9 protein-coding genes are annotated in these 13,337 nt (G+C 33.8%); 5 read left to right on the top strand and 4 right to left on the bottom strand.

Translation table 11 applies throughout. The features are described 5' to 3' along the window. The 3 genes from C6368_RS05950 to C6368_RS05940 form a co-directional block, all read left to right on the top strand. A partial coding sequence (locus tag C6368_RS05950) for a hypothetical protein (RefSeq protein ID WP_234369093.1) occupies nucleotides 1-498 on the top strand: 498 nt, incomplete at its 5' end. Between the two features lie 208 nt (nucleotides 499-706). Next, nucleotides 707-5,200, top strand: a complete 4,494-nt coding sequence (locus C6368_RS05945) for an ATP-binding cassette domain-containing protein (RefSeq protein ID WP_107038269.1) — start codon at nucleotides 707-709, stop codon at nucleotides 5,198-5,200. A 389-nt stretch (nucleotides 5,201-5,589) separates the two neighbouring features. After that, nucleotides 5,590-5,835 carry a hypothetical protein gene (locus tag C6368_RS05940; protein ID WP_107038268.1) on the top strand — a complete coding sequence of 82 codons (246 nt, stop codon included), beginning with the start codon at nucleotides 5,590-5,592 and terminating at the stop codon, nucleotides 5,833-5,835. Between the two features lie 347 nt (nucleotides 5,836-6,182). On the opposite strand, the gene C6368_RS17260 is transcribed toward C6368_RS05940, so the two are convergent. Continuing rightward, nucleotides 6,183-6,320 (bottom strand): hypothetical protein, encoded by a 138-nt coding sequence (locus tag C6368_RS17260; RefSeq protein WP_159038468.1) that lies wholly within the window; start codon nucleotides 6,318-6,320, stop codon nucleotides 6,183-6,185. 291 nt (nucleotides 6,321-6,611) lie between these two features. On the opposite strand from C6368_RS17260, the gene C6368_RS05930 reads away from it, so the two are divergent. After that, complete coding sequence (locus C6368_RS05930) at nucleotides 6,612-7,175, top strand: REP-associated tyrosine transposase (RefSeq protein WP_107038266.1); 564 nt, start codon at nucleotides 6,612-6,614, stop codon at nucleotides 7,173-7,175. Nucleotides 7,176-7,324: 149 nt separating this feature from the next. On the opposite strand, the gene C6368_RS05925 is transcribed toward C6368_RS05930, so the two are convergent. Beyond that, the gene (locus C6368_RS05925) at nucleotides 7,325-7,837 is read right to left on the bottom strand and encodes a rhodanese-like domain-containing protein (RefSeq protein WP_107038265.1); all 513 of its coding nucleotides are present in this window, start codon (nucleotides 7,835-7,837) and stop codon (nucleotides 7,325-7,327) included. 216 nt (nucleotides 7,838-8,053) lie between these two features. On the opposite strand from C6368_RS05925, the gene C6368_RS05920 reads away from it, so the two are divergent. After that, nucleotides 8,054-11,908 (top strand): T9SS type A sorting domain-containing protein, encoded by a 3,855-nt coding sequence (locus C6368_RS05920; RefSeq protein WP_159038467.1) that lies wholly within the window; start codon nucleotides 8,054-8,056, stop codon nucleotides 11,906-11,908. A 78-nt stretch (nucleotides 11,909-11,986) separates the two neighbouring features. Here C6368_RS05920 and C6368_RS05915 read toward each other — a convergent pair whose 3' ends face one another. Then, nucleotides 11,987-12,244: a hypothetical protein gene (locus C6368_RS05915; RefSeq protein WP_107038263.1), complete on the bottom strand. Its 258-nt coding sequence runs from the start codon at nucleotides 12,242-12,244 to the stop codon at nucleotides 11,987-11,989. Nucleotides 12,245-12,312: 68 nt separating this feature from the next. Next, the gene (locus C6368_RS05910) at nucleotides 12,313-13,239 is read right to left on the bottom strand and encodes an alpha/beta hydrolase (RefSeq protein ID WP_107038262.1); all 927 of its coding nucleotides are present in this window, start codon (nucleotides 13,237-13,239) and stop codon (nucleotides 12,313-12,315) included. Nucleotides 13,240-13,337: the final 98 nt, after the last annotated feature.

Here is a 13,337-nt window from a genome sequence, read left to right as displayed (position 1 = left end):
GGGGGGGGGGGGTACAAGGCACATATTATTTTGTTTAATAATCATATCATGAAAACACTGTGTTTAATTTTATTTGTTATAAGTTTCAATACTTTTGGGCAGAAAATTTGTCTTAAATTAGACAGTATCAAAATTACTTATATTCCTTTAAATATTGTTGAACCAATTATCTATTTAGATGAGTATGATGTCAAGAATTTTGACAAAGAATTTGTTCATATATGTATTATAAAGGACTCTTTGTTAATTCTTAAGCAATTTACTAATATTGAATTTAATGATTTGGTCAATATGAAAGATTATATGGATACAAGATTAGTAATAGAGGTATTTAGCCATGGTAAAATTGTAATGTCACTTTTGATGAATAATAAAAAACAGTTTTCTTTTAATGACGATTCAAACCATTTATTTGAAAATGAGAAGTTATTTAATTGGATCAAAAGTCTTTCATTAGAGAATCTTAACTATTATCCTGATAATGTTCCAACTGAATGAAAAAGAGTGGGGAATCTTGAAGTCGCAAAATTCGACCTCAAGTTGGGGTTGAATTCAAATGGCCTGTAGCGGACGTTTTGCAAAACGTCCGTACCAGATCAATAGCTTTTGCTCAAGAGCAAAAGAGGTGAAAGGTGAAACACTACAACTTCGATTCTTGTCCAAGCATTCATTCTTTCTATCTTTATCGATAAAAAATAGAACTTCTATGCAAATAGTAAACGCTCATCAAAATAACCTTAAAAACATTAGTTTAGAGATTCCAGAGAATCAATTAATTGTCGTAACAGGATTGTCTGGTTCGGGGAAGTCTTCTTTGGCGATGGGTGTTATTGCTAATGAAGGATATCGCTATTTTTTGGAGAGTTTGCCGGCTTATAATCAACAGAATGGTTTGGCTATTCCAACGGCCGAAGTGGATGAAATTAAAGATCTTCCTCCGGTAATTAAAGTGGAGCAGTCCAAAAGATTTCAATCTACGAATACCACTTTTGGAACTTTATCCGAACTGACCCCGATTTTTAGAATTCTCTTTGCACGTTATTCTGCTGACCATAAAATGAGTAAATCTCTGTTCTCGTATAATCATCCAAGAGGTGCTTGTGAGGTGTGTAATGGTATTGGACAAGAGGAATTTATTGACTTGAAAAAGTTGGTTGGTGACGAAAATAAGACATTGAGAGAAGGAGCGATAGTTACCACTTTACCAAATGGTTATATCGTTTATTCTCAAGTGACAGTTGAAGAGCTTGATAAGTTGTGTAAAGCGCACGGATTCAGTGTAGATATTCCTTGGAAAGAACTTTCAGCCGAGCAAAAGGATGTGGTCCTAAATGGAAGTGATCGCATCAAAGTTTTCTATGGAAAACACAGTATTGAATCTCGTTTAAAGTGGACAGGTTTAAAAGCCAAACCACGTGAAGAAGGATTTTACAAAGGAATGCTTCCGATTATGAATGACATTCTTAAACGCGATAGAAATGCGAATATCTTGAAATTCGTGAGTTCTCGATTGTGTCCAAGTTGTCATGGAGCGAGAATTAAAGCAGCGCATTTAAGGTATAAATGGCAAGGATTTAATTTTGATTCTTGGATGAATTTTTCATTAGTAGAACTCTATGAAAAGCTTGAAATAAAATACTTAAATGATGGTGAAAAAGTACTGGTAGATAAAATTAGAATTCAATTGTATGATTTGATTCGCTTGGGAATGGGCGGATATCAACTGAGTACTGAAAGTTTCGACATTTCTTCAGGTGATGCACAAAGAATCAAGTTGGTTAATCAGGTAAATACCGATTTACAAGGGATTCTCTATGTTTTTGATGAACCATCAATTGGACTTTCAGCAGCTTATCAACGCTATTTGCTTCATATCTTGAATCGATTGATTTTGAGAGGGAACACGGTAATGGTTGTCGAACATGATTTGGACTTTATTAAATCTGCCGATTGGATCATTGAATTAGGTCCAGCATCGGGAATCAATGGAGGAGAAGTGGTTTACAACGGCACAGTTGAAGCTTTTCTTAATTCGAAAGAGTTAACGAGTCCTACCTTGAAGGCTTTGAAAGCAAATGAAATTCCATCTAAACATTCACCACAGTTAGTGTTAGAAGATTCATTTCAACCTGCCCTTCAAAAGTTGACTGTAATTACCAGAAAAACAAGCCATTTAATTCATAGAATCGAGGAATTCTGTTCAGAAAATGAATTAAATAGTGTTAGGGTTTCAGATCAACCCATTGGAAAAACGCCGAGAAGTAATCCTTCGACTTATACTGGTATTGCGGATAAAATAAGAGATTTGTTAGCAAAAACTCCCAAAGCAAAAGAACTGAAATTAGCAAAAGGAGCATTTTCATTTAACAATAAAGTTGGGCGATGCGAAACATGTGAAGGAGCTGGAGTGATTACGCTTTCGATGAGTGTTTTGGGGAATATCAACCAGAAATGCCCGACATGTAATGGGAAACGCTTTAAAAATGAGGTTTTACAGGTTAAATGGAATGAGAAGAACATTTCAGAAATTTATAATTTAAGTATTGATGAAGCTTTTACGTTTTTTTCCACGGAGAAGAAAATCACAGATGTCTTGTCCTTAATGATTCAGTTAGGATTGGGCTATATCAAGTTGGGCCAGCCTTCAAACACATTATCAGGTGGAGAAGCGCAACGTGTGAAATTGACGAAGCATTTTGCGAAGAAATCACCTAAAACGATTCTGATGCTTGAAGAACCGAGTATTGGTTTACATCAGGAGAATGTTAGCCAGTTAATCACCGCTTTGCATCAATTAAAAAGCAGTACAGCAGGAATAATTTGCTTTGAAAATCATGAGCTTTTTCAATCAGAATGTGATGTGTTAATTGAAAATTCACAGAAAGTAGATGTGGTTGAATTCAAGGATGAAGTTCCGCAAAATCGTGATATTATATCAATTAAAGGAGCAAGAACACATCATTTAAAAGACGTCAATTTAGATTTTCCGAAGCATAAATTATCAGTTGTTACTGGAATTTCAGGATCGGGTAAATCTTCATTAATCATTGATACATTGCATGGTTACGGATTGCAGGAAATGAGTAAACAATTTTCTAGCTATCAACAATCGAGAGTTGGAACGAGTTTTCAGTTTGATGTTGAAAGTATCTCAGGATTAACGCCAACAATTTGTATCACCCGAAAACAAACAAGTTATTCTCAACGTTCGGATATCGCTAAACAAACTGGGATTGATCAAATCTTACGTTTTGCTTTTTCAAGGAAATCTCAATTTTCAGGAGAGGATTTATCTGCGAGTCATTTTTCAAATAACCATGAGTTGGGAAGGTGTGCAGTTTGTGAAGGTGTTGGACAAGAATTACTGCCAGACATTGATAAAGTTGTAATCGATTCAAATCTAAGCATTGCTGATGGAGTTTTTGAACACAATAAAGCGCTAGATTACTACGGTAATCCTGGAAGTCAATACATGGCAATTCTAAAGCAAGTAGGAGAGGAACATGGTTTTTCCTTGGACACGCCATTTAATGAGCTTTCTGAATCACAAAAAGACATTGTTTTGCAAGGAACCGGAGAGGAAATTTGGAATACGAATTGGATTTTCAAAACCAAGACACGTGAGGGAAGTCAAGCAATTTCCATGAAGTGGGAAGGAATTTTCGAATATTTAAAAGAAGAATTCTACAAAACACGAAAAAACAAGAACATCAGTAATTTGCAATCGCTTTTAACTTTGAGAGAATGCAGCGTTTGTCAAGGATGTGGCCTAAAACAAGAGCGATTAGCTGTAAAAATAGCAGGGAAGTCGATTTTTGATATCAAGTCAATGAATTTTAGAGAATTAGGTAATTGGTTGGCGACAAACAATGAAAATAAAGACATTGATGGAAAGTTAATTGATCAGATTCGACCACATATTCTGAAGACGATAAATAAAGCGAAACAATTGCATATTGATCACTTGCAGTTGACACGGAAATCGGCAACACTTTCCGGTGGCGAGAACCAGCGTGTTGAGCTCATTAAACAATTAAATAATCCTCTGACTGGAATTACTTATCTACTCGATGAACCATCAGCAGGACTATCAAATGACAATATTCCTGACTTGATTCAGATTTTAAAAGAGTTAATTCAGAAAGGAAATTCAGTTTTAGTAATTGAACACAACAAGGAAATTATGCTTGCAGCTGATCATCTTATTGAATTAGGTCCGAAATCAGGAAAATACGGAGGGACAATTACTTATCAAGGTTTACCTAGTAATTTACTTCAGCAAGAAGATTGTCATCCTTTCTTGAAAAATGAAATTCATCCTGTGGAATTAACTCCCGGAAAAGAACATATTTTAATTCGTGATTTAGCGAAACATACACTTGTAAAAGACATTTTAAAAATTCCAGTTGGCGGAATTACAGCCATCATAGGAAAATCAGGAATTGGAAAAACAACCTTGGTGAAGGACATTATTATTCCAAGTATTGAAACAGGAACACCTGTGAATTGTAATAAGTTCCAACTACCCAAAAAGTACGAAGGAGTTCATTATTTTGAATCAAAGAAATTAAGAACCCACGCAGCCACTCTGCTGGTTGATTATCTAGGAGTTTTGAATGAAATAACCAAGATATTCGCAAAAGAAACAGGGTTAAAAACAAAGGACTTTTCTTACAAAACGAAATCAAGTCAATGTCCCAATTGTAAAGGAAAAGGCTTCATTGAGACAAGTTTAGACATCGCAGCAAATTCAATTGAAAAGTGTGAAGAATGTGAAGGAAAGCGTTATCAAGATTATATTTTAGAGTTTCAAGTGGATTCTCAAAACATTGCTGATATATTGAAATTAAACCTTTCAGAGATTAAAAATTGGTTTTCTGAATATAAAATATCTTCAAAAACGTCTAAATACCTCAATCAATTAGAAGAAATCGGCCTTGGACACCTTTCTTTGGAGCAAAGTGTTCAATCTTTATCATCAGGAGAAAAACAGAGATTATTGTTATTGAATTGGCTGCAGGGCGAACCTGCAAATCAGTTGTTCATCCTAGACGAACCAAGTGTGGGATTACATTATTCAGATATAGATTTATTATTTGAAATTTTAGAAAAACTCGCAGAAGAGAATGATGTTTTGGTGGTAGAACATAATTTGTATTTGTTGGGGAGAATAGGGAGTCAATTACGAATTGAGAATTAGGAATTTTAGAAAATGGGGAAATTTGTTTAGGCTTCGGGAGTTTATTTATCGCTCACCACGAGCTGACTTCGGCAAGCTCAGCCACCTTGCGTGGAAGTGCGTAAATAGTATTGTACCTTAAAAAATAGAGATTAATATTTAATCATAAGTTAACTATTCCAAGCTACCTTGTGAGGAAGTGCTATAAACTGTATGTGCCCTTTGGAGTAGATATTAATATTTAAAGCTTTTCGATACAGTAGTGGTAGATTTTTGAAAATATAGTACTTTTATGAATTGAAGAATGAAACCAAATTACTGCATTGTTGAAACTAAGAGTTGTTTTGTTTTCAAGCTACTATTTAGTATAATTTAAGTAAACCAAAGAAATTAAGGAAACAAATATTGAAATGAAAAACAAAATCTACTTAGCAATTTTAATTATAATTTTTTCTCAAAAAATATTAGGTCAAATAGATATTGATGGTAGTTTTAAAGAGAATTACTTTGATACTTTAATCCAACAGGAATCTTATTCAAAAAAACTCTTAATTGATACCTCATTTTGGAAAAAGCAAAATGTTCAAAAACCAGGATTTTGGAGTTATAAATCAGATCCTTTAGGATTACGTATGGATATCTTTTTTATTCAATAGAAAGATGAGATTGATGGTGAAAAAGTAAAAAAAAGTTCTAGTAGTATTGAGTATTTTGAATCAATAATAGGTACTTCTTTTAAAAAACTTTTTATTTCAACAGATTATGAGGTATCAAAACTATTCGAAGAAGACAGGGAAATGACTTATAATTTCAATGATAACTCCTTAATATTTCATCATACCATGAAAAACGGTATGCAACTAAGAACTTATACCTTTTTCATTGAAGGAGAACATTCTTTTTGTCTTTTAATTAGGTCAAGTATTGGATCAAAAAACGACTTAATACAAAATATTGAATCAACCATAATCTGGTAATATATTACATCTCGAGAGAATAATTATTATTCATAAACCTTTTCACCTTTCTTTAACCAAATGCCCCAACTTTTAGAGTAAGCGTGAACCTTCATCGTTTCTTCTCCTTCGAGGTTATAAACTGGTTTGCCTTCATTTACCCATTCGAAAATACTTCCGTACATATTACTAACGTCGGTATAACCGGCTTCGATGAGTTGATATGTAACGTTTTCGCAAGCTCGCGGCAGCGCAATAAATAATATTACTGTTTTAACTATTAGTACTTTATAATTTTTTTTACCCAAAAGTTATTTCTACAGTTTAGTTAAAGTTAATTTATACCAAGCTACCGCGAGCTTGTAGCTCGTGGTCTTGGTATATATTAACTTATTTCGAAAGGCTAAAGATTTTTTAAAAACAATTTATATAAATCCCAACTATTTCACTATCTTATATTTACCAAGCTAAATCACATGAGTAGAAATTATAGATTCCACAATCCAAATGCACCGTATTTTGTAAGCTTTGCTGTTGTAGAATGGTTGAATGTTTTCGATCAAGATAAATACAAAAATATTCTAGTTGATAATTTAAACTATTGTCAAAGAGAGAAAGGAATGGAAATTTACGCTTGGGTTATCATGCCTACTCATGTTCATTTGGTGTTCCGGAGCACGACTGAAATAACTCCTGGGAGATTGCTTGGAGAATTTAAAACGCATACTAGTAAGCAAATCGTTAAGTTGATAAACGAAAATTATGAAGAGAAAAACAGAAAACTGTTCATGGAAACTTTTAGACGTCATGGAGAATATCGATCAAATGTCAAGAATTTTCAATTTTGGCAACAAGATAATATGCCAATTGAACTTTGGAGTAATAAGGTAATAACCCAAAAGATTAATTATATTCACAATAATCCTTTGAAAAAAGGAATGGTAACCAACGCAGAGGATTATTTATATAGCAGTGCGTTAGATTATTGTGGTGAAGAAGGCTTGGTTAATGGAGTAGTGGTTGTACAGTTACTTTTATAGATCGCTACTAATAAAGGAGATTATCGCTTCGTAATTCTATTTATAACGACCACGAGCTAAAAGCTCGCGGCAACGCTATAAATAGGCTGTACTGTAAAAAAGAGAATAATTACGATCTAATTAGTTGTAAATAAGACTAGAAAATTTCTCTAATCATAAACCTTTTCGCCTTTCTTTAACCAAACGCCCCAACTTTTAGAGTAGGCGTGAACCCTCATCGTTTCTTCTCCTTCGAGGTTATAAACTGGTTTGCCTTCGTTCACCCATTCGAAAATACTTCCGTACATGTTGCTAACGTCGGTGTATCCTGCTTCAATTAATTGTCGAGTTATATTTTCACTTCTGGCTCCTACAGAGCAGTAGGCAATAATTTTAGTGTTTTCATCTATTTCTTGAACTCTAGCTAAGTCGAAGTCATCATATCCAACCCAAACAGCGTTTTTGAGGTGACTTACTTCATATTCTCTTTTCTCACGTGTATCAATGAAAACAACATTCGGATTTACTTGCTTAATGCTGTCAGCTTGTTGAACGGTGAGCTCTGGAACATCATTTTTGAGTACAGATTTCAACATGGTGTTGTAGGCACCGCTTTGCACTTTTTGAGCAGCGCATGAGGATATTAATAAACTGAAGAATATAAATGTGAGAATGCTTTTCATTGAAAACAAAGTTCTTTTTTTTTAAAGTTGTAAATAAATTCAAATTGAATATACCATTTACGGTGCCAAGTTAGTTTATTTTGAATTAAGCTTAAGGTCAATTTACGAAATTTGTTTTGAATCAAACACTCAATTATAAACTAACTTTTGGTGCAAAATAATTTAAGAATGAAGATTTACTTTATTTTTGTTGCTTCTAAGCTCAAATATTTACTTATGAAATATCTACTCTTATTACTTTTTTCAGTGTTGTTGAACACGATTTCCGCTCAAACCTATGGTTTAGACTGGGCACTTGTCGCACAAGACACATCCATTAGTAGTTCTGGTGTTGAAGTTTATGGTCAAGAATCTAATGATCAAGGAGAAACATTTATTTACGGGACTTTTAGATTTAGAGCAGACATTGATCCTAGTGGTAACTCTGAAGTACTTACTGCCAATGGTCATGGTCATTTGGGTAGTCTTTTTATTGCTAAATATGATGCTTTAGGAGATTTTCTTTGGGCTAAAGATTTTGGAGGTCAAGCATGTGAAGTTACTGCAATTGATTTTGATAACACTGGAAATATATTTTTAACGGGTTGGTTTCATGGTTATTTTAATTATGACCCAGTCGTTCATGGAGCTTATATAAAATCTACAGCCGCAAATGGTAATTCAAATGTCAATGGATTCATTTTGAAATTTAATGGCATTGGCGAGTATGAATGGATTAAACGTATTGAATGCAACTCAATTCTGAAACCAACAGATATTGGAGTTACTGCACAAGGAAAAATTGTGGTAACAGGTGATTTTCGACACCAAGCTTATTTTAGTAATTTAACACAATCAGATACAATTTCAACAAGTTGGATTGCCAGTAAAGATGCATTTCTTGTACAATATGATAAAAATGGTGAATATGAATGGGCTTTTTCCTATGGCGGATCCGGAGATGATAATGGCTATGCCGTTGAATCTGATTCAGTTGGAGGTATTTATGTTCTTTCTGAATTAGAAGACACAGTAGATATTGATCCATCGAATAATGTTTTTGAAGTTGTTCAAGGACCACTTTTTTCGCAATCTTATTATTTAGCCTTAGATGGTGCAAATACAATTGCAAAATATGATAGTACAGGTAGTTTTGTCTGGGGAAATTTATACCAAGATGTAGGTGGTTATGTTCGAATGAGAGACATTAAGATTAACTCTCAAAATCAAATTGGAGTAGTTGGTGTTTATACTAATGACAATACTCAATCTTTCGATTTTGACTTTGGTGCAGGATCAGCTTTTATAAATGGAACTACATCTCAAGGGTCTTATGTTGCTTTGTACGATACTACCTCTGCTCTAATAAGTGTGGATAAGGTTGGAACGGATTATTATCAGGTCACTAAATTTGCTTTTAACAGTGTTGATGATATTTATACTGTGGGACGAATTAGAAACTTTTTAAGCCCGTACAAATTTAATGGTTTTCTATGTAAAAACAGCGCTAGCGGAGGAGCATTGTTTGCAAAAGTAATAGAATGTGATGATGAAATTATAACGGCAAATGTCACTGTGAACGCATTAGAAGAGCCAATAATAACATCTTTTTATGAAGGTCTGGCTGATTTGGATCCCTCGTCAAATACCCATTATGTTTATGCATCTTCGGTATTTGCTGGTGGTCGCTTAAGTTTCATGGCTAATTACTCCGTTAATGGTGATTTTCAAAATGGTGCTAGAATAGGACGTTTTTCATTTTCAATTGCCAACACTCATGAGCTTGATGATTATGCAACAAATATTGTAACAGATTTTGAAGGAAGTACTATTGTTAGAGGTTATTTGGAAGGTGTTTCAGATTTTGATCCTACTTCAAACAATCAACTTTTTAAGAAAGGTTGCTTTTTTGTAAAATATGATTCTTTGGCAAACTATAAATGGGGTTTTACTTTAGATTCTATAATGTTAAACGGAGGAATAGCAGTTGATAGTAGCGGAAATAGCTATATTGCTGCTACAAGTATTGGAGTAACTGATCTTGATCCATCTCCTTCAGTGGCAATACTCTCTAGTCAAAGCGCATCCTCTGGATTGGTAGCTAAATATGATTCCAATGGTAATTATTTGTGGGGATTCCCATTAGAAAATATGACCAGTACAAGTTCCGTTTCTCCCCAAAAAATAGTTGTGGATAGTTCTGATAATATTTTGGTTTTTGGCTATTATAAAGGTAGTGTCGATTTTGATCCTTCCGCATCACAACATATTCTAACTTCTCCTGCCGCTACTTATGGGTCTTGGAGAAAATCATTTATAGTTAAGTATGACTCAAATGGGAGTCTTCTATGGGTTAAAGATTTTGGTATTCTAGAAGAAGGTTATTTTGATATTGCCGTGAATAATAATGACGATATATTTATTACAGGATCTTTTGAACAAGATATTGATATTGACCCATCATCAACTTCGTTTATATTAAATTCAACTACAAATTCTAATATCTTACTCGTTAAATATAATTCGTCGGGAAATTTACAATGGGGATTTGCATTAGGTGATGCTGGTGAAAACCGAGGGAGATCTTTGGTCGTTGGCGCTAACCATGTATATTTGACAGGATCCTATTCAGGTTCTTGTGATTTCGATCCAGTTCCAGGTGCCTCCAATACAACTGTATTAAATGGTGGTACAACATTCATTGCGAGATATAAGTCTTTGGATGGTGCCTTAGATTGGGTTATTGATCATGAGGGAGCATTTTCTATTCCAAGAGGTATAGACATTAATGACGAAGAAAACATTGTTTTTACCGGTGTCTTCTTTACTGGATGGTTTGCTTCAGAATTCCCGGATTTTATGGATGTGGACCCTTCACCAGACACGGTTGCGTTAGTTTCTTCGTACTCTATAAGTAATGGTATAGGTGCGGTATATACTGTTGTTTATGATTCTTTGGGAACTTTAAAATGGGTAGTAAATATGGAAGAATCTTCTGATATTTCAATTTATGGATTTTCTAGTTTTAATCTTGTCCGGTATGATAATAAAGGAAATATTGTTATTTCAGGAGAGATTTATTATGATGCTGATTTTGTTCCAAGAGAAGCAGAAAAAGTGTTGAAAGTAAGAAATGGTTCAGAATTCTTCCTTGCGAGATACAGTGTTTGTACCTCAACATCTGCAAGTGAAACGATAACTGCTTGCGAAAGCTATCAATGGCATGGGAATACCTATACTTCTTCAGGTGTTTTTAATGATACAATTTCTAATTATAGAGGTTGTGACTCTTTACTCACACTTAACTTAACAATTCTATTACCGGATTCCGCTACGGAAACTTTAATAGAATGTGATAGCTTGACTTGGTCAAATGGAATTACTTATACTAATTCTGGGACATATTATAATTACCTGACAAATTCTATGGGTTGTGACTCTATTGTAACCTTAGACTTGACAATCATTACTGGTGATAGTACTATTGAAAATGTTACAGTTTGTGATAATTATACCTGGTCGGATGGAGTTAATTATAACAGTTCAGGAATATATTACCAGAATCTAACAAACTCATTTGGCTGTGATTCTACGATTATTTTAGATCTTACTATTCAGAGTGTTGATACCGGAGTAACTACATTGAATGATTCAACGCTATTTGCAAATGCAGTAGGTGCAAATTATCAGTGGTTTAATTGTCAAACACTTCAACCGGTTGCAGGAGCAGTAAATCAAACTTTTACTACGCAAACATCAGGACTGTTTGCTGTTGAAATTGAATCGGGATTATGCATAGATACCTCCGCGTGTTATGATTTATTTTTGACCAGTGAAATTGAAAGCTACTTACTTTCTAAGATTTCGGTTTATCCAAATCCAACAAGCAATGCTTTGACTATCGATCTTGGAAGTAATTTCAAAACTATTGATTTGCAATTTGTGGATGTGAATGGGAGGGTACTCATAGCGCGAGAATATTCTCAGTCAGAAATGATAAATCTTAATTTAGATTACAATTCTGGAGTTTATATTCTAATTCTGGAATCTGAAGGAGAACGAGTTCAGCATAGAGTAGTAATTAAGAATTAGTGGAGAAATTGTTGATATTGGTAGACAAAGACAGTGGAGTGTAATCAATAATTTAGATTTTCCTTTGAAATCAATATCTTATTTAACCTTGACTTCCTCAAAAGTGATGTCTTCCGTTTTGTTGTTGTGATTTTGTTTAGAATCAGTCGAGCAATTTCCCCCAGAACAATTTCCCGATGCACAACCAAAAGCAAAAAGTCCCATGGAGACGAAATATGCTCCAAAAAGGACACCAATCCATTCACGGCTCATTGCTGTTTGGACAATTACCATAGTTCCTAGCACTAAATAAATTACCCGTAGAATTGTCCAATTGGTAAGAAGTCTTTCTTTCATCTTTTTGTTTTAAAGTATAAACTTACCAATCTCAAATTTACTTGTGCGTAACAATTGTTTCATTGAAATTATTTCAAATTCTTTAACCAATCAAACATTTTAAAAAAGGCGTTTTTTCTAGCTTTTTCTGTTGATAAAAATAAGTCATGCATACCATTGTCTATCTTAGATAAAGTTACTTCTTGTCCTAATTTCATGCCTTCTCTTTTAATATCCATTACATTTAAAACAATATCTTGCTTCATCGCTTTTTCTGAGAATTTAGACATTTTTTCTGAAGTGTGTGAATGCATCACTAAAATAGGAACTCTAATATTTGAATTGCTCAATTTTCTTTGGGCAGAACGCATTGCTAATATCCATTTATAGTAGGTTGGGAATCCTTTAACAGGTTTCAACTTTAAATCAAAATCCCATTCACCATGAAAATCTTTATGAATACTCTTTACATAAGCGGGAGATAAGGCACCATTCACTTTTGCATATTTAGATAGTCCCGCAACTGGAAGTGATGCTAAATAAACAAGAGATTGAGTTAGGTCTGATTGGTTAAAATCCAAAAATGGTGAATTTAAGATTAGCGCTTTAATTAGGTCTTTCTCTTCTCCAAAATTCATATAGTTGGCTGCAATTAAACCACCAGTTGAGTGACCTAGCACATAAACCTCACCATTACTATCAGAATGTATTTGTCGAATCGCAATTGTGATTTCTTCAAAATATTCTTCAATATTTTTACAGTAATTTGGATGTTGATGATCCATAAGTGAACGACCATATTTTCGTAAATCTAGTGCATAAAAATCAAAATCGTTTTCGATAAATTTTTTTCCTACATGTGCTTGAAAGAAATAATCAACATATCCATGGAGATATAGTACGCTTTTTCGATTTCCTTGATTGGCTTTTGATGCAATAAGTGTTGCTATAACCTCTCCTTCGTAATCAGGTTGAAGTTGAATAGTTTGATTGGTGTAGTCTTTATTAATATCCATATAAATGAAACTAAGATTTTTTTAGTGGGCACTAATGTACAACCCAAAATTGGTTATGTTATATCTGGATGTCTTAAAAAATACTAAATTGTTATTAA

Source organism: Brumimicrobium mesophilum, from assembly GCF_003025005.1.
In the GTDB taxonomy this organism is placed as follows: domain Bacteria; phylum Bacteroidota; class Bacteroidia; order Flavobacteriales_D; family Crocinitomicaceae; genus Brumimicrobium; species Brumimicrobium mesophilum.
The sequence above is the reverse complement of the archived record's forward strand: the minus strand, read 5'-3'. Positions and strand labels throughout refer to the sequence as shown.

What these genes read in the sequence shown, in the direction of transcription:
- C6368_RS05945 (WP_107038269.1), top strand. Translation starts at nt 707, where the DNA reads ATGCAAATAGTAAACGCTCATCAAAATAACCTTAAAAACATTAGTTTA.
- C6368_RS05940 (WP_107038268.1), top strand. Translation starts at nt 5,590, where the DNA reads ATGAAAAACAAAATCTACTTAGCAATTTTAATTATAATTTTTTCTCAA.
- C6368_RS17260 (WP_159038468.1), bottom strand. Translation starts at nt 6,320, where the DNA reads ATGTACGGAAGTATTTTCGAATGGGTAAATGAAGGCAAACCAGTTTAT.
- C6368_RS05930 (WP_107038266.1), top strand. Translation starts at nt 6,612, where the DNA reads ATGAGTAGAAATTATAGATTCCACAATCCAAATGCACCGTATTTTGTA.
- C6368_RS05925 (WP_107038265.1), bottom strand. Translation starts at nt 7,837, where the DNA reads ATGAAAAGCATTCTCACATTTATATTCTTCAGTTTATTAATATCCTCA.
- C6368_RS05920 (WP_159038467.1), top strand. Translation starts at nt 8,054, where the DNA reads ATGAAATATCTACTCTTATTACTTTTTTCAGTGTTGTTGAACACGATT.
- C6368_RS05915 (WP_107038263.1), bottom strand. Translation starts at nt 12,244, where the DNA reads ATGAAAGAAAGACTTCTTACCAATTGGACAATTCTACGGGTAATTTAT.
- C6368_RS05910 (WP_107038262.1), bottom strand. Translation starts at nt 13,239, where the DNA reads ATGGATATTAATAAAGACTACACCAATCAAACTATTCAACTTCAACCT.